At 58.9% G+C, this 19,524-nt stretch carries 17 protein-coding genes and 1 rRNA gene; 3 read left to right on the forward strand and 15 right to left on the reverse strand.

Annotated features, from left to right (window positions below; all coding sequences use genetic code 11):
• Positions 1-143: 143 nt before the first annotated feature.
• Positions 144-259: ribosomal RNA gene (gene rrf, locus IFT47_RS12760) — 5S ribosomal RNA — on the forward strand.
• 83 nt (positions 260-342) lie between these two features.
• On the opposite strand, the gene IFT47_RS12765 is transcribed toward rrf, so the two are convergent.
• From IFT47_RS12765 to IFT47_RS12815, 11 genes are all read right to left on the reverse strand, one after another.
• Positions 343-846 (reverse strand): SRPBCC family protein, encoded by a 504-nt coding sequence (locus IFT47_RS12765; RefSeq protein ID WP_244655954.1) that lies wholly within the window; start codon positions 844-846, stop codon positions 343-345.
• A 41-nt stretch (positions 847-887) separates the two neighbouring features.
• Positions 888-4,346, reverse strand: coding sequence for a non-ribosomal peptide synthetase (locus tag IFT47_RS12770; RefSeq protein ID WP_192173076.1), 3,459 nt, complete (start codon positions 4,344-4,346; stop codon positions 888-890).
• Positions 4,343-5,287 carry a diiron oxygenase gene (locus IFT47_RS12775; protein WP_192173075.1) on the reverse strand — a complete coding sequence of 315 codons (945 nt, stop codon included), beginning with the start codon at positions 5,285-5,287 and terminating at the stop codon, positions 4,343-4,345. Before IFT47_RS12775 ends, IFT47_RS12770 begins: the two co-directional genes overlap by 4 nt.
• 49 nt (positions 5,288-5,336) lie before the next feature.
• On the reverse strand, positions 5,337-6,116 hold the full coding sequence (locus IFT47_RS12780) for a DUF3050 domain-containing protein (protein ID WP_192173074.1): 780 nt from the start codon (positions 6,114-6,116) through the stop codon (positions 5,337-5,339).
• A 741-nt stretch (positions 6,117-6,857) separates the two neighbouring features.
• Positions 6,858-7,613: an alpha/beta fold hydrolase gene (locus IFT47_RS12785; RefSeq protein WP_192173073.1), complete on the reverse strand. Its 756-nt coding sequence runs from the start codon at positions 7,611-7,613 to the stop codon at positions 6,858-6,860.
• A 152-nt stretch (positions 7,614-7,765) separates the two neighbouring features.
• Complete coding sequence (locus tag IFT47_RS12790; protein ID WP_192173072.1) at positions 7,766-8,509, reverse strand: GntR family transcriptional regulator; 744 nt, start codon at positions 8,507-8,509, stop codon at positions 7,766-7,768.
• A 227-nt stretch (positions 8,510-8,736) separates the two neighbouring features.
• Positions 8,737-9,741, reverse strand: coding sequence for an aldo/keto reductase (locus IFT47_RS12795; protein ID WP_192173071.1), 1,005 nt, complete (start codon positions 9,739-9,741; stop codon positions 8,737-8,739).
• A gap of 172 nt (positions 9,742-9,913) precedes the next feature.
• Positions 9,914-11,098: an MFS transporter gene (locus IFT47_RS12800; protein WP_192173070.1), complete on the reverse strand. Its 1,185-nt coding sequence runs from the start codon at positions 11,096-11,098 to the stop codon at positions 9,914-9,916.
• A gap of 99 nt (positions 11,099-11,197) precedes the next feature.
• Entirely contained in the window at positions 11,198-11,980 is a 783-nt protein-coding gene (locus IFT47_RS12805; protein WP_192173069.1) for an ABC transporter substrate-binding protein, read from the reverse strand.
• A 60-nt stretch (positions 11,981-12,040) separates the two neighbouring features.
• Positions 12,041-12,805 carry an amino acid ABC transporter ATP-binding protein gene (locus IFT47_RS12810; RefSeq protein ID WP_192173068.1) on the reverse strand — a complete coding sequence of 255 codons (765 nt, stop codon included), beginning with the start codon at positions 12,803-12,805 and terminating at the stop codon, positions 12,041-12,043.
• A gap of 21 nt (positions 12,806-12,826) precedes the next feature.
• Positions 12,827-13,705 (reverse strand): amino acid ABC transporter permease, encoded by an 879-nt coding sequence (locus IFT47_RS12815; protein ID WP_192173067.1) that lies wholly within the window; start codon positions 13,703-13,705, stop codon positions 12,827-12,829.
• A gap of 304 nt (positions 13,706-14,009) precedes the next feature.
• Here IFT47_RS12815 and IFT47_RS12820 point away from each other — a divergent pair, with 304 nt between their 5' ends.
• Positions 14,010-14,975, forward strand: coding sequence for a LysR family transcriptional regulator (locus IFT47_RS12820; RefSeq protein WP_192173066.1), 966 nt, complete (start codon positions 14,010-14,012; stop codon positions 14,973-14,975).
• Positions 14,976-14,983: 8 nt separating this feature from the next.
• On the opposite strand, the gene IFT47_RS12825 is transcribed toward IFT47_RS12820, so the two are convergent.
• The 3 genes from IFT47_RS12825 to IFT47_RS12835 all read right to left on the reverse strand — a co-directional run bounded on the left by IFT47_RS12825 (position 14,984) and on the right by IFT47_RS12835 (position 16,442).
• Positions 14,984-15,286 (reverse strand): helix-turn-helix domain-containing transcriptional regulator, encoded by a 303-nt coding sequence (locus IFT47_RS12825; protein WP_065990926.1) that lies wholly within the window; start codon positions 15,284-15,286, stop codon positions 14,984-14,986.
• On the reverse strand, positions 15,283-15,606 hold the full coding sequence (locus IFT47_RS12830; protein WP_192173065.1) for a type II toxin-antitoxin system RelE/ParE family toxin: 324 nt from the start codon (positions 15,604-15,606) through the stop codon (positions 15,283-15,285). Before IFT47_RS12830 ends, IFT47_RS12825 begins: the two co-directional genes overlap by 4 nt.
• 143 nt (positions 15,607-15,749) lie before the next feature.
• Entirely contained in the window at positions 15,750-16,442 is a 693-nt protein-coding gene (locus IFT47_RS12835; protein ID WP_192173064.1) for an HAD-IA family hydrolase, read from the reverse strand.
• A gap of 215 nt (positions 16,443-16,657) precedes the next feature.
• Here IFT47_RS12835 and IFT47_RS12840 point away from each other — a divergent pair, with 215 nt between their 5' ends.
• Entirely contained in the window at positions 16,658-18,145 is a 1,488-nt protein-coding gene (locus IFT47_RS12840; RefSeq protein ID WP_192173063.1) for a YdgA family protein, read from the forward strand.
• A gap of 49 nt (positions 18,146-18,194) precedes the next feature.
• Here IFT47_RS12840 and IFT47_RS12845 read toward each other — a convergent pair whose 3' ends face one another.
• Entirely contained in the window at positions 18,195-19,325 is a 1,131-nt protein-coding gene (locus tag IFT47_RS12845) for a mechanosensitive ion channel family protein (RefSeq protein WP_192173062.1), read from the reverse strand.
• Positions 19,326-19,524: the final 199 nt, after the last annotated feature.

Here is a 19,524-nt window from a genome sequence, read left to right on the forward strand (position 1 = left end):
GGGGTTTCCCCATGTGAGAGTAGGTCATCGTCAAGATTAAATTCCAGAACCCCATTTGCGAAAGCAGATGGGGTTTTGTTTTAAGTGAAGGTCATACATTTTCGCTGGAACGTTACATCAGTAACGGATCGGCTACAGAATTTCTTGACGACCATAGAGTGCTGGAACCACCTGATCCCATCCCGAACTCAGCAGTGAAACGGTGCATCGCCGATGGTAGTGTGGGGTTTCCCCATGTGAGAGTAGGTCATCGTCAAGATTGAATTCCGAAACCCCAGTCTGCTTACGCAGACTGGGGTTTTGTCGTTTAAACCGCCGGCACTGAAACGCAGCAGGCCTAGGCTATGAGCGCATCACAGCTCCGGGCACATTCTTCATCGCACCATCAGCAAAGTCCTGTAAAAACTTTCTGAATCCCTCAGCGCTTATCGGGTTGGCATCTGTAGGCTCGGCAACGATGGTCCAAGTAGCGACGCAGCTTGCACGGCCTTTGGGGGCGACCGTCATCGCGGCCCAGAGCCTGCTAACACCTAGATTGTTGTAGATGGTCGTCCATGTCATAAACATCTCGTCGTCGTCACGAGAGTTGAGTTGCTCGACAACCCGCAGACCACCCTCCTTGAATTTCTTGTAACGTATCGACCCAGGACCTTCGCCAACCACTTCGATGCTTTCCAGTTGCGGTATGAAATGGGTGAAACCACCGAAATCGCCTACGATCTTCCAGACCTCACGCGCAGGTGCGTTGATCGAGATTGCAGAAACCACAGGTTCTCCTCCAGGATTGGTAATCAGCGTATCGGGCGAAAGGGAGCCAAGGGTGTTGAGCGGCTGAATAGCGTTCATGTTGTTCTCCATAACTTAAGGGGGAGTTGCGTTGGGGTGTATCAGATGAAGGCAATCTCTTTCAGGTACTCGCAGCCTTTGCGCAGCAGTGCCGGGGTTTTCGAGGGGTAGCTTTCGCCCATCCGTTGAACACCCGCATGGGCGTTCTTGTAGGCGATCATTGATATGTCTCCGATGTCTTCCTCAAACCCATCGAGGTAAAAGCCGAGCACGCCGAATAAAGCGTTGCCGCTGTCCACGCGGTTCAATTGGGTTTGCCACTCACTGACGCTGACCATCTCGAAATCACTGCCCGCTTCACGGAACGCGCTGACGTAATTGCTCCAGCTCAACGGCTCCGGGTTGTGGAGGTTGAAGACTGCGTGTGCCGGCTGGTAACGACTGGCGTGAAAGCCAATGAATCGGGCGAGGAAGTCGACAGGCATCAAGTCGAAGGTCATGGAGAAATCCGGGACCTGGCCCAGTTGCATCGACCCCTTGAGCATCAGCATCAGGCGATTCTTGTGCGGCTGGCAGACACCGGTGGTGCTGTTGAAGGCGATATTGCCGGGCCGGTAGATGTTCACCCACGCGCCTCGCTCACGGGCTTGCTGCAGGATCCGCTCGGCGACCCACTTGGAGAGGTTGTAGCCGTTCTTGATGTAGATTGGCGGAGTCTCGGCAGCAGGCGCTTCGAGGACGCGACCGTCAGTCCCGACGGCGCTTGAAGCAGAGAGCGTAGATACGAAGTTGAGCACCTTCTTGCTGCGCCCTTCACACAGCTTCAGGCATTCGAAAATCGGCTCGACGTTACCCTTGGCCAGCGTCTCGTAGTCCTGAACGTGGTTGACGTTGGCCGCGTTGTGCACCAGCGCGCCAAACTCGCGATCAAGCCGTTCGTATACCTCGTTGCTCAACCCGAGCTGCGGCTGCGTGACGTCGGCGGCATAAACCCGTACTCGCGCCAGATCCAGATGCTCGAGACGGTTTTCGCGCAGTGCCTGCATAAAGCGGTCTTGGACCGTCATCCCTGCGCTTTCACGTACCAGGCAGGCAACCTCGGTTGCGCCCCACGCCAACAGCGCTTCGACGATGTGAACACCGAGAAAACCATTGGCGCCGGTGACGATGACTTTGTGTACGTCGCCCATGCGCTCCACAGGCAGTACCGGCAGCTCGAAGGGCGCCGAAGCATCCCGGAAGGCTTGCGGGCTGACGGTCCATGAGGTGGTGCCGTCGCTGTCGAGCAGTGACGCCAGATTGGTCAGCGTTGGCGCCTCGATGAAGCGGTTGATCGGAATGCTGCGGCCGAACCGTTCGCGAATCCTCAGCAGCATCTGCGACAGCAGGATCGAATGACCACCCAGATTGAAGAAGCTCTCGTCAGTTGATATTTCGTCAGGCGGAAGCTCAAGCAGATCGGCCCACAACGTAAGAAGAAGCCTCTCGTTTTCGGTGTCGGGCAAACGGCGTGGGGCTTGCTCCAGCAGGTTCACTGGCAGCTGCAACAGCGCCTTGCGATCGACCTTGCCGTTGCTGGCAAACGGCATGCTCGCCAACTCCGTGAAGGCGGTCGGCCGCATATAGTCGGGCAACAACCCTGCGACATGGTCCTTGAGCAAATGCCGGGCGGCGTCCGGCTCCACGCCGTGCGGTTGCGCGAGAAAAGCCAGGATGCGTCGCTGGTCGTCAATCACCACCGCGACTTGTCGGTACAGCTGGCTGTCGCGCAGGCAGTGCTCGATCTCCTCAGGCTCTACCCTGAATCCGCGGATCTTTACCTGGTTGTCACGTCGCCCGGACAACTCGATGCCAGCGCTCGTCCATTTGCCGATGTCCCCTGTGCGATAGGCGCGCACGCTTTGGCCATCACCCAGCGCGACATTCACGTAGCGCTCATCGGTAAGTCCAGGATTGTTGATGTAACCGAGGCACACGCCTGGACCCACGATGTAGAGCTCGCCGGGTGTCTGGTCCGCGACGGGCTGCATATCCTCGTCGAGAATCAGAACTTGGCTGTTGGCGATCGGGCGACCCAGGTTGCGGTTGCTGCCGCCGGGTTGGAACCGGCCGGCGGTGATCAACACCGTGGCCTCGGTCGGGCCGTACAGGTTGTGGAAGTGACATTGCGCTGCCAGGCGCTCAATCACGTAGGGCTCGCAGACATCACCGCCGGTGCACAAGTGCTTGAGCTTCAGCGGTCGGTCAATCGGCAGGATGCTCAACAACGCTGGAGGCAGAAACGCGTGGCTGAGATTCTGATCCAGCAGCTCGAACAGTTGCAGCGGATCACGACGCTGATCGTCGTTCGCCACGATCAGTTCAGCGCCGCTGAGCAGGGTGGGGAATATGTCGATGACCGACGAATCGAAGCTCAGCGTCGAGAACTGCAGCACCCGGCTGTGTTCGGACAGCTCGACATAGTGGGCGTACCAGGCCGTGAAGTGGCTCAGGTTGCGCTGGCTGAGCATCACGCCTTTTGGGTGTCCGGTCGTGCCCGAGGTGTAGAGAGCCATGCACGGCGCGTCGGTCTCCGGGCGATAGCGCATCAGCGACTGCGCCGTCGGCACGATCTCGATGTGGCTGATATCCAGCCCCGGCACAGCAACCCCCGCCAGCGGGTGAGTCCCATCGTGCAACAGTAAACAGGCATGCGCGTTTTCGAGGATGTACTGCTGACGCTGGAGAGGCTGGCTGGGATCCAGCGGCAGATACACCGCTCCATTGCCCAGAATGGCAAGTATCCCGGCGAACAGCGCCGCAGATTTCGGCATACAAATGCCAATCACCACCGGTTCAACTGAAGCGCGCGGCAGCATGGCCTGAATCTGCGCCTGGATCGCGACGCCGTGTGCGCGGAGTTGGTCGTAGCTGATGCGCTCGCCGTCGATACTCAGCGCAGTGCGCCCTGCGAATTCGCTAAAGCTCCGATCCAGACGTGCGACCAGCGTCTCCTCGGCAACACGCAGCAACTCTGGCGCCGCAGTGAAGTTGAAGCAGTGCTCGAAGGCCAGTCGGTCCAGTCGTAGCAGGCTTTCCTGGCGCTCCCCGTGCGGCGGATCGATGCGTTCGGCACGCGCGAAGTACTCCGTATCACGCGAGAACCGGCTGATCAGCAGCGCTACGTTGTCCACCAGCGTTGCGACCGCCGCGTCCCGCAACCCGCGGCCGTTGCCGGAAAGCGTGGCAGCCACGGCATGGCGTGCGATCAAGCGCTGCGCCGTAGCTGTCCCGAGCCAGCATACTATTTCCAGTTCAGGCAGTGCCCGCTCGCTCCCCGGTGTAAGTCCTACCCGGAGACCAAGATGCACGGCTGCCTTGAACGCGCCCCATTCTGCATGGGGCAGTTCCAGCGTGCCGTCCTCAATGATGATCGACGCGTCCTTAAGCGCTGTCAGCGTCAGCTCCAGCGCGGCCGCATCGCGCAGGAGGTGTATCGAATGCCCATGGGCGTCCAGTTCTGCACTTAGCTCACTCATCGCCCGGCTGTAACCGATGAGCACAATTTCCAGGCGCTTCATTGCAAGCCTCCGGCCGGCAGATAGTCGGCAAGGGCGTGCTGGACGCAGAGGGAGTCGAGCATCGAGCTTGAGGTGAAGAAGCGCATGATGTTGCCCACCAGCGGATGGTGGCGATTGATCGGGAAGCACATCGCCCGTGTTTCTTGCTTCAGCGCCTGCTTGATCGGCTCGATGACCGGCAGGCTGTCGATCAGAACGAAGTCAAAAGACTTCTGGATGTCATTGGTCAAATACTGAGCAATGAACACGGGGAGGATCTGCGCGATCACTTCCTTGTCCTGTTGGGGCGCTGCGTGCCAGTAGATCCTGACCAGCCGCGACCAGAAGCCGGAGTGCCGTCCTTCATCAAGAAGGTGGTCGGCCATGAGGCCTTTGACGGACTGCTTCACCGTGTCGTCCTTGGCGAACGCGGCTACGTCGTTGGTCACGGTGTTCTCGGCAATCGCTACGCAGATAAGCTCGACCGCGCTGCGCAAGTGGCCTGGCGCCAATGCCAGTGCAGCGGGGATGGCTCTGCTGAGTTCGATTTCCTCCGGCAAAGGGATCGGCTGGATGCCGGTCAATGCGATGGTTTGCTGCATGAAGTCCATTGCCACCAGCGCGTGGTAATCCTCGTCGACGACCACGGTCATGGCGTCGTAGCGGCAAGCGAAGGGAAAGCGAATGGCGAAGTTGTCTTTGGCGATGCTTCGCGCGGTCTTGTCGACGATCTCGGTCTCGAAAATCACGACGTCGCTGATGAACTTGTACAGGCTCTGTACCAGCGCCAGATCGCGCAGATGAGCGCATTCGCGAGTGAACGTCTCGCTTAGCACCAGTGGCTGGCGGCTGAGCGGGTAGATCAGTTTTTCATCGTTTTCGACGATGCGGCGCGGGCGTGTCCGAATCGTCGCACGGCCTTCCCAGGCATCAACGAATGACAAGTAGTCTTCGGCTTTCATGATGGCGTCCTTGTGTGGGTATCGAGTCGGTGGCGGAGGAGGGAAGGGCTCATGCGCTGACTTCCCGCGCCGTTTCACGCAGGGTCAGTTGCACGGCGTCCCACAGCGCGATGCGGCTGTCGACTGCGGCGACGGCGGCGGCATAGACCTCGTGCTGGTGCTGTTCATTGCCCGCGACTAGTCTGGTCAGCAACGATTCCGCAGCCGGGCCGTGGTCTTCGGAGTCCACCTCAATGTGGCGTTCCAGGTAGTAGCGAAAGGTCGGTGCCTTGTCGGCAGTGATGCCCCAGTCGTCAAGAATCCGCTGGAACATCTGTGGGATAACGCTTTCGCGACCGTGCAGGAACGCGGCAGCCACGCAATGCGCCGGCGCATTCAGCGCGATGTCGAGGGTGTCCCGGACGAAGTGTGTGGCCGCTCGGCCTGCGCCGACGCTATCGAGCGCGGTTTTGTAGTGAATGCCTTCGCGCAACAGTTCGACGAAATGCTCAATGCGCGCGGTGCTTGCGCCGATCTCGCGCATGGCATCCAGGTAGAGCTCGAAGTGGCTGTAATGATCGTGGCGTCCCGGGCGATCATCCGACTCCTCACCCAACACGATTTCGTTGATGAGCCGTGCTGCCTTCGGGTCTCGCGGCGGCAACCAGGGGAGTCGGGTGCAGGCCAGTTCCTGCTGCAGCCGTTTGGTCAGTGACATAAAGTCCCAGACCGCGAAAACATGCACCTCCATGAACCGCTGCAGGGCGTGCAGCGAATCAATTTCGGAAAAAACAGGGTGCGCGCCGAGTACTGATTTCTTTGCGATAAGTTGCTGTTTTAACAGATCCATTTTACGTCCTTGATGAGATTGAGTGCGTCACACACTCTTTTAATTGCCGCAATTAACGGTCGTCTTAAGTGCCCGTAGAAGAGCGGCCGAAATGGACTCCCGTAACTATCGGGCAACAAGAGGCTGCGAACGTTACTTCGTTAATGGTCAACAATCGTGCAGGATTTAATAAGGCATGCTCACGCGGTCTATGCCCTCGCTGACCAGCGTTTGTGGACGAATGGCCCATAAGCGTTGCCGGCCAGAAAACGTTAGAACAGTTTCAAATGGTTTCGCAAATACTTTTTAATATAATTAACGGCCTATATAAATCGTGCCCGAGCGTAGCCGATAAAACTTCTTAATTAAGTTTTATTAGGGCGAACGCAACCCTTCCGGCTCATTAAGGCCAGAATTGAAATTAATGAACGAATACCTCGTTCAGCGTTGCGCTTTATCGGGCTAATACAGTTTTTTGAGATTTTTTGGTTTGGGCGACATTCGGGGTTTCACTTCAATGTCTCCGCCCAGGGCAATGCTCCTTTTGCCGCTCCATGAGAACTGCTTTCCCTGAACCGGCTGCAGACCGATTCGTCGTTCGAGTGTGCCTGAACACGGCGGTGCACCGCGTCAACGACGGCCAAGTTTTACGATAGGTGCATTAGCGACGGCCGAGTGTGGGACGGCCGGCTTTTAGTCGTAGGAGAGATCAGAAGGAGGGCGTGAGGAGTCGATGCAGAAGGAGAGGGCGGCGATGTTTCTTCAGCCGCCCAGCAAGCCGAGGTGCGTATTGATGATGTGCAGCAGGCGGTCGCGTTGCGAGCTGAGAAAGTCATGAGTGCCGCGGACTTCGATCAACTCGAACTCGCGACGCGTGAACTCCCGCCATTTCATCATGCTGGCGGCTGTAGCGACCGGATCATCGCTGCCGTACAGACCGGTCAACGGGATGTTTAGGCCCTCATCGGCGCAGTGCGACCAGATCTCCGACAGCTTTACGTCGCTGCGCACGACAGGCTCCAGCAGCTTGAGGCGTTTCTTATCCTGCGCGAACGTGTTCGGGAGCACGCCCAACTTGATAAGCGCTTGAATGAAGTCGTCTTGCGGCAGCGTGTGCAGATACGGCCAGGGTTGTCGGCTGTCAGGGCTGCGGCAGCCGGACACGAACAGATGGCGTGTCAGATTCGGGTAATGATTCTGCGCCAGCCTGGCCATTTCATAAGCGACCCGACCGCCGAAGCTATGGCCGTAAAACGCGTGGGGTTCGCTCAGATAGGGCTGCAAGGCGAAGAAGGTGTCTTGCAACAAGGGCGCCCACTGATCGTAGGGCGTTTCCTTGAGCCGACTGCCGTGACCGGGCAGGCGCAGCGTTACCAGCTCGATGTGATCGGCAAGTCCTTCGGACCAGTCACGAAAATGCTCAGGATCGCCTCCTACGTGAGGACAGCAAATCAGGCGTGTTCTGACGGGTTGTCCGGAATTGACGACCATCAGCCATTTGTTCTTTTCGGCTTGCACTCAGCTTCCCCGAGCCTTGATAAAGGCGTCATAACCGTGGAGCCGGGTCCTTCGGCGCATACGCCGTCATGAACGGCGTTCGTTGATCCCTTGTGCTTCTCGGCCGATTAGCCGGTAGCAAGCAAGGTCAAGATTGAATACAGCGGTAAATGTTACTGGGTGACGGCACGTTTTCGTGAGGCCGCTGCAGGTTTTGCTTCTTCCGCCTTACGGGCGCTCAAGTAGGCGTTGATGGCCTCAACACCCCGATTCAAGTGATGAGTCAGCGCCTCGATCGTGGCGTCCACGTCACCGGCACCGGCCATTTCCAGCAATTCGTAGTGGTCGTGCTGGGACACCTTGCCCAGGTTCATTTGCTTGAGATTGAAGCGCAGGAAACGCTCTTCCTCGTTCAAGCCGTCCTCGACCAGTTTGAGCAGACGCGTGTTGTGCGCCCTGGAATACAGCGCCATGTGGAACTGGCGGTTGAGCGTGCCCATGATGCTGTAGTCGGTTTCGACCTCAAGCTGTTCGATGTACCCACGCGCAGTGCTGATGTCTTCGCCGGTCAGGAGCGGGATCGACTGGCGCAAGGCCTCGGACTCCAACAGGATGCGCAACGCATAGGCATCCGTGGCATCCTCGTTGATCAACGGGGCAACGACCGCACCTTTGTGGGTTTCGACGCGCAGCAACGATTGAGCTTCCAGCTGACGCAGCGCCTCGCGGACGGGCATGCGGCTGACACCGAAAAGCGTAGCCAGCTCTTGCTGGCGCAGGGCGATGCCTGCCGGGAGGCGTCCTTCAAGAATGGCGCTGCGCAGTTTTTCTTCGATGATTGCACGCGCCAGATGCGCAGGCGGCTGCTCATCACCCAGGGTTTCCCGCAGAAATTGCTCTTTCTCAGTCCTGCGCATGCTTGATCTTCTTCGGCTGACCAGTTATTGGATCCAATGAAACACTAGAGACCGCTGCTGCCCTTGTCAAACTTTGATACAAGTTTAGCAGGCGGTCTCGGCGCGGCATTCTACAAGGGATTGAGCGTACAGGTATTGCCATCAATCGGGGATTGAGAACGGGATGCCCGGCCTCGATGACGCAAGTCCTTCGCGGCAACCGAGGCTGGCTTCACAGTCAATCTGTGTCAGATATAACGGCCCGTCACGAAATGCTGCACATCATTGAAACCCGGCGTGGACGCATGCCCGGGTGTCACGAGGGAGTCGATGAACGCTTCGTCCTCGGCAGTGATGTTCACGCTGAGCGCTTTGGTGTAACTGTCCCATTGGTCCTCGGTGCGGGGCCCGACGATGGCAGAGGTCACGGCCTGATTGTTCAGCACCCAGGCGATCGCGAACTCCACCAGACCCACGCCTTTGGCCTGGGTATACGCCTGCAGTTTCTGGGCGATGTGCAACGACTCGCTGCGCCACTCGGTTTCCAGAATGCGCTTGTCCTGACGGCCGGCGCGGGTGCTGCTGTCCGGCGTTACGTCGGGGGCGTACTTGCCACTCAACACGCCGCGGGCCAGCGGGCTGTAGGGCACAACACCCAAGCCGTAGAACTTCGCCGCAGTGATCTGTTCCAGCTCGGCCTGACGGTTGACGATGTTGTACAGCGGTTGGCTGATCACCGGTTTGTCGACGCCCAGGCGCTGAGCGACGCTGACCACCTCAGCGATGCGCCAGCCGCGGAAGTTCGACACGCCCCAGTAACGGATCTTGCCCTCGCGGATCAGATCGCCGATGGCAGACACGGTCACCTCGAGTGGCGTGTTGTGGTCTTCCTTGTGCAGGTAATGAATGTCGATGTAATCGGTGTCGAGACGGCGCAGGCTGGATTCAATTTCATTGAAGATGTGCTTGCGATTAAGTCCACTGGAGTTAGGGGCGGTATTGCCCGAACTGCTGCCGACTTTGGTGGCGAGTACCCACTCGCTGCGCCGTTTGGCGATGGCCTCGCCAACGATTTCCTCAGACCGGCCGGCGTTGTAGACGTTGGCCGTGTCGATGAAATTGACGCCTTCATCCCAGGCCTTGTCGATGATGCGCAGGGATTCTTCGGTGCCCGTCTGCACGCCGAACATCATGGAGCCCAGTGTCAGCGTTGAAACCTGGAGGCCGGATTGGCCAAGGGTGCGGTATTTCATTGCTCGATATCCTTTTCGTCGGGGAAGTGGAAATCAGGACAGTCTGGGACAGGCTTGCAAGGCGTCTCGTAAAGACCGATCAGACCGACAGCTCAAGGCCGGACATACTCACCTGTTTGGGCGGGTTTTGAAAAGTGACAAATTGACGGAACTGCGTGTGGCGAGCGCGGGCTCAGAGCGCGATGTCTGCGTGAGCGAGCTTCGCGTGTCGTCCGGCCAGGAAGCACAATGTGCCGCCCATGGCCGTCAGGCACGCCAGGACATAAAACATGGTCGGAGCCGGGCTATTGATCAATAGGTAGCCGCAGATCACCGGGCTCAATGCTCCGCCGAAGGCCGCCAGATTCTGCGCACCCAGGTAGCTGCCGCGAAGGTGATCGGGCGCAATGGTGTCGACGAACAGGTATTCGGCGGGGTAGATGATCATCTCGCCTAACGTGAAGACGAACATCGCAGCGCACCAGGCCAGGGTCGTTTCGGCAAAACTGAAGCCGATGAGTCCGATCGCAAATAAAGCTGTGCCGAGGCAGATCCAGTACCGCAGTTGCTCGCGCTTCAGAAAACGGCCGATCTGGTACTGCATCAGGATGACTGTTACCGCGTTGCACGCCAACACGGCTGACAGGATTTTCAACGCCTGTTCCGCCGTATGCGTGACCAGCAGAAACTGCGACAGGTACAACGTATACCGGCCATGCACGATGGTGCTGAGCAAGCTGCCGCCCGTGAACAGAATCAGTGTGCGGTCGTTTTTCAGCGTGATCAGGGTGTCGAGAAAGCTGCGCGGTGGGTGTTCGGTATCAGCGACTGTGCGCGGGATGCCAAGCATCAGAAAAAGGCTGCAGAACGCGATGGCGCTGGCGATGAAAAACGGCGCCAGCGGCAGGTGCCCGGCAATGACCACGCCGAGCATCGGGCCTGTGGCGTAGCCGATGTTGGTGAGGGTGTAGCGCAGCGAGAACACCTTCGCCCGCTGCCCGATGGGCAGGTTTTCGCTGATGATTGCTTTGGAGCCGATGAGAAACAGCGCCGACGCCGTCTCAGTGATCACCAGCGTGAGTGTCGTCAGGTAGACGTTGTGGGCGAAGGTCAGCAGCGAGAAGCCCACGGCACTGGACAGCATCGCCAGGATCAGCAATTTGCGCTTTTCCAGCCGGTCGATGATGTAACCACCGTACAGCCCCAGCAGCGTAGCGATGAACACCGCGATGCCCATCAGCAGCCCGACGTCTTGCTGGTTGAGTCCCAGTCTTGTGCTGAGGAACAATGACAGCAACGGGCTGGTCATCGCCCGGCTCATGACGATGGTCAGCGAGCAGATCATCAACCGGCGGATGACGAGGGAGTAAGTGGCCACTGGTGTTTTTCCGTCCTTGTTCAAGCCTCGGTACAAATCCTTTGCGGGAGCACCGGTAAGGCGCTCCCACATGGGCGGCGTCCGCTGTCCGACCGTTTACTACTGACCTTGATTCATCCCGACCTTGGTCACCGCGCCCTGTTCCAGCTCCCACTTTTTGAGGATCTTGCCGTAGGTGCCGTCGTCGACCATGGCCTGCATCGCTTCGGCGATGGCCGCCGCCAGTTCAGGGTTGGACTTGCTGACGCCCAGGCCGGTGAACTGTTTCGAGATCGCCAGACCGAGCGGCTTGTACGTGTCCTTCTCCTGGGACATCAGGTACGGAATGGTTTCGCTGCCCTGCATCGCGGCGTCAAGCCGGCCCTGACGCAGTTGCGCGCGGGCATCGGCGGAGCCTTCGGAGCCACTGACGATGATCGCCGGCTTGCCTTTCGCTTCGCAGTTTTCCTTGCTCCACGCTGCGATTTCCGCAGGCCAGCTGGTACGGCGGCTGGTGCCGACTTTCTTGCCGCACAAATCGGCCGGCTCGTTCAGATCAGCGTTTTTGGTCAGCGTGTACAGCTGCGGGCCGCTGGCGAAGTAGTCAATGAACGTTACCGACTTCTGCCGCTCGGCCGTGTCAGTCATGCCCGACAGAATGATATCGAAGCGCTTGGTGACCAGGCCGCTGACCATCTGCTCGAAGGCGGTTTCCTGCCATTTGATCTTGACGCCAAGGCGCTCGGCCAGGGCGTTGCCGAGATCCACATCCAGGCCGGTCAGCATATTGGTGCTGGTGTCTTTGAAATCCATCGGCGGGTAGTTCGGCACGATGGCGGCGGTGATTTCGCCCTTGTCCTTGAGGCTGGCGGGCAGCGCGGCGAACACTGACGCGGACGCCATCAGGCCGGCGAGCAAACTGGGATGAGGATCTTTTTCATGGTCGTTCTCGTTTGTTCTGGTTTAAGTGCGAACGGCAGAAATGAAGCTTTGGGTTCTTGGGTTTTGTGGGCTTATTAGTATGTCTTCCGGGGTGCCGGCCTCCACAATCTGGCCGCCGTCCATGAACACCATCCGGTTGGAAACTTCGCGGGCAAAGCCCAGTTCGTGTGTCACGACGATCATGGTCATGCCGCTGTGCGCCAGGTCCCGCATGACCGACAACACTTCGCCCACCAACTCCGGATCGAGGGCGGAAGTGGGTTCGTCGAACAGCATCAGCTTCGGCCGCATCGCCAGTGCGCGAGCGATCGCGACACGCTGTTGCTGACCGCCGGAGAGCTCGACGGGATAGGAATGACGCTTGTCCGCCAGCCCGACGCGTGCCAGCAACTCGGTGGCTTCTTCAGTGGCCTCTTTGGGCGAGCGCTTGAGCACCTGGATCGGGCCTTCGATCACGTTCTGCAAAGCGGTCATGTGCGGGAAGAGATTGAAGCGCTGAAACACCATGCCGGTGCTCAAACGCTGACGGGCAATCTGAGCGTCCGTCAGCTCGTGCAGTTTGTTGCCGACGATGCGGTAGCCCACCAGTTCACCGTCAACCCACAAACCGCCCTTGTCGATTTTTTCGAGCTGATTAACGCACCGCAGCAGCGTGCTCTTGCCCGAGCCCGAGGGCCCGATAATGCACAAAACTTCGCCTTGCTCGACTTCAATGCTGACGTCTTTGAGGGCGTGGAACTGGTCGTAGTATTTGTTCAGGCCGACGGCTTTGACGATGCTTCTCATGCTGATTCTCCTGGGCCTGATTTACGAACGCTTGCCGGCGCCGCGGGCAAAGCGCAGCTCCAGCCGGCTTTGGCCGAATGACAGGACAGTCACCACCGCCAGGTACCAGATCCCCGCGACGATCAGCAGCTCCATGACCCGGGCGTTGGCGTAGTAGATGTTCTGCGCGTTGTGCAGCAATTCGGAATACTGGATGACGCTGGCCAGGCTGGTCATCTTCACCATGCCGATGAATTCGTTGCCGACCGGCGGGATGATTACGCGCATGGCCTGGGGCAGAATCACCCGGCGCAGAGCCTGCAGGCGCGGCATGCCGATCGACTTTGCGGCTTCGTACTGACCGGTGTCCACGGAGAGCAAGCCTGCGCGCACGACCTCTGCGGTATACGCGCCCTGATTGATGCTCAGGCCCAGCAGTGCGGCAACGAAGGGTGTCATCAGGCTGACCGTGTCGATCTCGAACACGCCGGGAATGCCGATGACCGGGAAGATAAGCGCCAGGTTGAACCATAGCAGCAACTGCAGAATCAACGGCGTGCCGCGAAACAGCCAGGTGTAGGTGATCGCGACGTAACGCAAAATCGGATTTGCCGACATGCGCATGATGGCCGTGACCACGCCGATCACCACCCCGAGCACCATCGCCAGAATCGACATGACGATCGTGTTCAGCAGTCCCCACAGAATGGCTTCGGAGGTCAGGAACTGGCCGATGTAACTCCACTCGATCTGCCCGTTGGCAAACGCGCGGGCCAGGCCGGCGAGGGCAATGATGATCAGGGCCGCGAAGAAAATGCGCCCGTAATAGCGGCGCGGGACGTGTTCGTACTGGGTGATGTCGAACGCATTTTCGGTTTTCCTGCGCTCGGCTTGCAGCTGCTCCGCCTGATTCTGATTCATGTGTCTCTCCGAAGCTGTATGCAGACCGCGCCTGCCTGATCTGGGCAACCCCACTCAGCCTCCCTGCCACGACGCAGTTCCGGCGTTGCAACATGGAATCGTCCTGGATAGGGGGCAGTTAGGTATTGAAAGTCCTGATCAAAGTGTCAGGTTAATTAATGTTGGATCCGCTTTCGGCTTATGAAGCGGAGTACCCCGTATGCGGTTGCCAATCAGGTTTTTCTGTGTTCATTATTATCAACCGGGCACGTATTTGTTGTGAGTCAGAGCCTGTTGAATCCAATAGGCGAGGTCAATAAGCATTATGGAAACTCCACTTTCCAATTCTGGAAACGTGCCGCCTAAGCCGGGAATACGCCCCCCTCTTACTCTCAGCGGAATGGACTTCAAGCTGTTGCGGGTGTTTCAGGCCGTGGTGGAGGCGGGTGGCTTCAGCGCCGCCCAGAACGAGCTGAACGTGGGCCTTGCAGCCATCAGCAAGCAGATTTCAGACCTTGAAATCCGTATTGGCATGCGCCTCTGTACACGCGGCCGGGAAGGGTTTCATCTCACTGAAGAGGGCAAGCTTGTCTATCAGGCGGCTATCGAACTGTTCGCCTCGGTGGACAGTTTTCGTGACCGGATTAGTTCAGCGCAGAATGAGTTGATTGGCGATTTGAGTGTCGGCGTAATTGATAACACTCTGACCGATAAAAGTTCGCCGCTAATTGCCGCGCTTAGAGTAATGCACGATGAAGCGCCCAAAGTCAGACTGCGCCTGCAAGCGTCCCAACTGGATGAAGTCGAGCGCGCAATGGTCGAAGGGCGGGTGAGTCTTGGCATCGTGCCGGTGTATCAGCGGCGCGAAGAGTTTGATTATTTCGAGCTGTACGAAGAGACCTCCCACGCGTATTGCGCAGTGGGGCATCCGCTGTTCGAGGCGGATGACAGCGCCCTGGGCATCGACAGCCTGCGCGCGTTCGACATCGTGAATCATCGCTATGCGATCCATCGCGACAAGGCGAGCTTCGTTAATTCGGACAGCCAGTGCGCATCAGCCTCTCAGGTAGAAGCGGTGGCCATGATGATCCTGACCGGCCGCTTCATCGGCTTTCTCCCCGAGCACTACACGCGCAATCTGATCCGCGACGGCCTACTCCGCGCCTTGCGCCCCGACCTGATCTTCCTGCGCACGCCTGTCAACCTGATCCTGAGACACAACGCCCCAAGAAGCCCGCTGGTCAAGGCGTTCGCGCGGGCGTTGGGGGTGGATTTGAGGGTGGGGCTGTAGGGTAAATGTCACGCGATTGCCGCGAACGTGAGCCCGGTGGCGTGTACCACTTGGCGCATGGTTTTCAACGTGGGATTGCCTTTGGGGGATAGCGCTCGACGAAGGCTTTCATGAGGTATGCCGGCTTTCTCTGCTATGAATGCTATTCCGCCTCGAGCCTCAACAACATGTCTTAACGCTGCAAGAAAGCCGGCATCGCCGCCTTCTTCGTCCAATTCTTCAAATGCAATTCGCAAATACTCCGCTGCGAATGCGGGGTCGTCCCGAATCATCGCAATGACTGTTTCGTCGTGATCACGTGAGCTCGTCATGGCCTTCTCCGCTGAAAGTCGTGCCAGCAATCAATGGCTTTAACAATGTCAGATCGCTGGTGGCGCTTATCGCCTCCCAGAAGCAGCAAGATTAGCTGCTTACCTGCCTGGGCGTAGTAAACCCTATAACCCGGTCCGTGATCGACCCGCAATTCCCACACGCCACTTCCAATAGGCTTGCAGTCGCCCAATGCACCTGCAGCGACCCGGTTGATGCGCGTGGTGATTCTGGCTTTCGCGGATCGGTCTTTGAGCTCATCAAGCCATTGCTGATAAAGATCGTCGCCGTTTGCGCTGAGGTAATGTCTGACCTGATTCATGGCGCGAACGATAGCGTTGAAGCAATCGATCAATATGCCCGTCTGAACGGATGTGCCCGGTAGGAATTTTCAGCGCGAACGCATGGCCTAGATTTTTCCCCTCCAGGAATCTAGGCCAACCGCGCCTCCGCATGCGCAGTTAATCAGCTGCTAAAGCCCGGTAAACCCCAATCTTCCAGCGGAAACTCCGTCAGCGAACCCAAAATCAGGTCGGCGTGCGCGTATTGCTCGATCGGCATGTGCGAGTCCGGCACGGCCACGGCGTACATCCCTGCGGTCTTGGCAGCGGTGACGCCGAAAGGCGAGTCTTCGAACACCACACAATCCTTCGGGTCCACGCCAAGGTGGCGCGCGGCAGCCAGGAAGATGTCCGGCGCAGGCTTGGCCGCCGTGACCTCGGCGTGATCCGCCGTCACCACGTCTTTAAACAGCTCAAACCAGGCGCGATGATTGCTCGTCTTCGCGTGGAAGTAGTGAAGGGAAGAACTGGTGCCCACCGCGATGGGGATGTTGTGCTCGGCAAGGTGACGCACCAGTGCCTCGGCGCCACGCATCGGCTTGGCGTGCGGAAAACGCTCGTCCAGCATCGGTTGGCGAACGGTCAGGAACTCCTCGGGAGACATCGGCAGCTCGAGCGCGCGGATCACGTATTCGGCGAAATCCTGGGAGCCGCGGCCAATGGAGTGCTGCTTCACGGCCCAGTCGAACGTCTTGCCGTGCCACTTGGCGATGGTGTCGGTCACTTCGGTGTAGATGCCTTCGGTGTCCAGCAGCAGGCCGTCCATGTCGAAGATCACCGCCTTGACCGGACCCTTGGGCTTTTGCACTTCGCTCATCTCATCGATCCCGTTAGCAAATTGGCGTCCAGCCTAACGCTTCGGCGAACGTCGTGGCTAGGCGCAACGGCTGCAAAACGTTCTCGCCAAGTGCTAATCTCGCCGGGCTCTCGGCAGCGCAAGGTGCTGCACGGCCGCTCTGCGTGGCGCCGAAACCCTCCGGGGTCAAGGAAGGCAAGACCTCTCTTCAAGAACGGACATCTTCGAGTCGACACATGAAAAAATCAGTCAACATCGCCGTAGGCGTCATTGTGGTTGCGGGCGTCCTCGTCACCGCTGGCGCCTGGTACACCGGAAAACGGCTGGAAGGCGCGCTCAACGACGCCATCCAGCAAGGCAATCAGCAGCTTCAAGCCGCCTTCGTCGGGCATGAAGGCAAGGCGAGTGTTGAGCTCCTTTCTCTGGACCGCCACTTCTTCACCAGCACCGCGCACTACAAGCTGAACATCCAGGACCCCCAATTCAATGAGGGCAAGCCGGTCGAGCTGCTGTTTGTCGACAACATCGAGCACGGGCCATTGCCGTGGAGCCGCGTGAAGTCACTGCAGCTGGTGCCGGTGATGGCCGCCAGCAACGTGCAGATCGAGAAGAACGCCTTCTCCGAAAAATGGTTTGCCATGACTAACGGCCAGCCACCGCTGACCGGCCACTTCAGCATGGGCTACGACCGCGCCGCGTTGGGGCGTGTGGAGTTGCTCCCCTTTGAATTCACCGACCAGACCGGCGCGTTCAAGTTTTCCGGTTTCACCCTGAATGCCTCCGGCTCGGGTGATGGCCAGAAGCTTGAAGCCAACGGTGTGCTGGGCAGCGTCGACGTCACCGCTACTTCTGAAGAAGGTCCGGTGCACCTGACGCTCAAGGATTTCACTTTCAACACCGGTGGCACCAAGGGCAAATCGGGTTTCTACCTGGGCCACACCGACGCGAAAATCGCCTCGGCCACGTTCCAGGCGGCGGGCCAGCCGGCCATTCAGCTCAAGGACTTCGTCAACACCAGTCTGTTGCAGGAAGTGGAAGGCAACCTGAATGCTCAGGTGAGCTACGACATCGGCAATATCAGCTTCAATGGCAACGACATCGGCGCCATGCAGATGCTCTGGAAGTTCGGCAATTTCGACATCGCCTCAACCCAGGCGCTGATGAAGATCTATCAGGAGAAAGTGCAGCCTCAAGCCCAGGCCGCCGCGGCGGTGGGTGAAACCTACACGCCACATTTGAGCCCGGCTGATCAGGCGCTGGTGCAGGCCGAAGTCAGTAAGCTGCTGAGTGCCAAGCCACACATCGAGCTGGAAAAGCTTTCGCTGAAAACAGCCAGCGGCGAGAGCCAGTTCAACCTGTCGATGGACTTGGGCAACCCTTCGGCGCTTGATCAGCCGGGCGCGGAATTGCTCAAGCAGTTGCTGACCCAGCTGGACGCCAAACTGGTGCTCTCCAAGGCGATGATCAAGGACCTCGCCGCACTGCGCGCCAAGTCTGCCGGCCTGACCGATCCCGCCGCCGTCGCGCAACAGGCGCAGGCAGCAGCAGAGTCGGTGGGCGGCATGGCGGTCATGTTCCAGGTGGGCAAGGTCGAGGGCGACAACATCGTGTCCAGCCTGCATTACGCCAACGATGTGGTGGACTTCAATGGCGTGAAGATGCCGGCGCAGCAGTTTGCCGCCATGATGATGGGCAAGTTCGTAATGTTCAGCGGCGGCCAGTGAGTCTGTTCCGGCCACCACTAGTGGCCGGGCAATTGGGTCTTATCTGTCTTCAGACTGGCGGCTGACGAGCAATTTCTGTCGGCGCTTCGTGGCCTTCGCGCTCTGGCTGTACGGTGCGCGAAGACATCTCCGCACGTAGTTGCGGCAGGCATTGCGGATATTGCCGGGCAACGAAACTGATCAAGCGCTCGCGCATGTGGCATCGCGCATCCCAACTGCGCGATGAATCCGCCGAGCTCAACAACACCCGCAGTTGCATCGCTTTGTCGGTGGTGTCCGTGACCTGCAACACGCAGACGCGGCCATCCCAGAGGTGCGGAATTTCCTTGCAGATACGCTCCGCTTCCTCGCGCAACTCCTCCAGCGGCAACGCGTAATCCACCCACAGAAACACCGAGCCAATCAGGCTCGACGTGCTGCGCGTCCAGTTCTGGAAGGGCTTTTCGATGAAGTACTGCAACGGAATCACCATCCGCCGCTCATCCCAGATCTTCAGCACCACGTAGGTGCCGCTGATCTCTTCGATGCGTCCCCACTCGCCCTCAACGATCACCACGTCATCCAGGCGAATCGGCTGAGAGATTGCGATCTGCAGGCCCGCGATCAAGTTGCCGAGCACCGGCTTGGCGGCGAAACCGGCGGCAAGACCCGCGAGCCCTGCCGATGCCAGCAGGCTCGTACCAATCTGCCGCACCGGCGGGAAGCTCATCAGAATCAGTCCGGTACCGAACAGCAGCACCAACACATTCAGGCAGCGCACCAGCACCCGCACTTGCGTCTGGATGCGGCGGGCTTGCAGGTTGTCTTCGATGTCCAGCGGGTTGCGGATCGCGACCGCTTCGCCAATGGCCTTCACGCAACTCAACGCCAGCCAGGTAAATCCGGCCACCACCAGCATGCCGTTCAGGTGCCGAACGCCGTTGATGAACATCAGATCATCGGGGGCAGAGGTCCAGACGGTTTGCAGGGCCAGCAGTGGAATCAGCCACAACGTCGGCGGCTCGGCACGATGAATGAGCTGTTGAGCGAAGACGAAGGACTTGGCGACGCGACGGAGCAATATCAGCGCAATCCAGCGCCCCAACAGCGCGATGCCAATGGCGACGGCGGCGGCCACGAGGGTATTGAGCCAGGGCAACGGCAGCGCGTTCAGCCAGGCTTCCGGGAGTACGTGTTCCATAGAGGGGGTCACCAACAGGACGGTTCAAAGGCAAGAGGTGTGAGCTCCCTCGTTGCTCAATGTTCCCTGATCCACCCGCCGCCGCTGAAATCGTGACGGGCTGGAATCAGCGAGCCAGAGCATCCGACACGTTTACTACATGTCGAATGCGCTGACCAGTTCAGGCTAATGTCGGGCGACGCCTGAATGTCTGGCTCAT

This window comes from Pseudomonas sp. CFBP 13711 (assembly GCF_014842265.1).
Taxonomy (GTDB): domain Bacteria; phylum Pseudomonadota; class Gammaproteobacteria; order Pseudomonadales; family Pseudomonadaceae; genus Aquipseudomonas.

What these genes read in the sequence shown, in the direction of transcription:
- IFT47_RS12815 (WP_192173067.1), bottom strand. Translation starts at nt 13,705, where the DNA reads ATGAATCAGAATCAGGCGGAGCAGCTGCAAGCCGAGCGCAGGAAAACC.
- IFT47_RS12810 (WP_192173068.1), bottom strand. Translation starts at nt 12,805, where the DNA reads ATGAGAAGCATCGTCAAAGCCGTCGGCCTGAACAAATACTACGACCAG.
- IFT47_RS12765 (WP_244655954.1), bottom strand. Translation starts at nt 846, where the DNA reads ATGAACGCTATTCAGCCGCTCAACACCCTTGGCTCCCTTTCGCCCGAT.
- IFT47_RS12805 (WP_192173069.1), bottom strand. Translation starts at nt 11,980, where the DNA reads ATGGCGTCCGCGTCAGTGTTCGCCGCGCTGCCCGCCAGCCTCAAGGAC.
- IFT47_RS12845 (WP_192173062.1), bottom strand. Translation starts at nt 19,325, where the DNA reads ATGGAACACGTACTCCCGGAAGCCTGGCTGAACGCGCTGCCGTTGCCC.
- IFT47_RS12840 (WP_192173063.1), top strand. Translation starts at nt 16,658, where the DNA reads ATGAAAAAATCAGTCAACATCGCCGTAGGCGTCATTGTGGTTGCGGGC.
- IFT47_RS12780 (WP_192173074.1), bottom strand. Translation starts at nt 6,116, where the DNA reads ATGGATCTGTTAAAACAGCAACTTATCGCAAAGAAATCAGTACTCGGC.
- IFT47_RS12795 (WP_192173071.1), bottom strand. Translation starts at nt 9,741, where the DNA reads ATGAAATACCGCACCCTTGGCCAATCCGGCCTCCAGGTTTCAACGCTG.
- IFT47_RS12770 (WP_192173076.1), bottom strand. Translation starts at nt 4,346, where the DNA reads ATGAAGCGCCTGGAAATTGTGCTCATCGGTTACAGCCGGGCGATGAGT.
- IFT47_RS12825 (WP_065990926.1), bottom strand. Translation starts at nt 15,286, where the DNA reads ATGACGAGCTCACGTGATCACGACGAAACAGTCATTGCGATGATTCGG.
- IFT47_RS12775 (WP_192173075.1), bottom strand. Translation starts at nt 5,287, where the DNA reads ATGAAAGCCGAAGACTACTTGTCATTCGTTGATGCCTGGGAAGGCCGT.
- IFT47_RS12830 (WP_192173065.1), bottom strand. Translation starts at nt 15,606, where the DNA reads ATGAATCAGGTCAGACATTACCTCAGCGCAAACGGCGACGATCTTTAT.
- IFT47_RS12820 (WP_192173066.1), top strand. Translation starts at nt 14,010, where the DNA reads ATGGAAACTCCACTTTCCAATTCTGGAAACGTGCCGCCTAAGCCGGGA.
- IFT47_RS12790 (WP_192173072.1), bottom strand. Translation starts at nt 8,509, where the DNA reads ATGCGCAGGACTGAGAAAGAGCAATTTCTGCGGGAAACCCTGGGTGAT.
- IFT47_RS12835 (WP_192173064.1), bottom strand. Translation starts at nt 16,442, where the DNA reads ATGAGCGAAGTGCAAAAGCCCAAGGGTCCGGTCAAGGCGGTGATCTTC.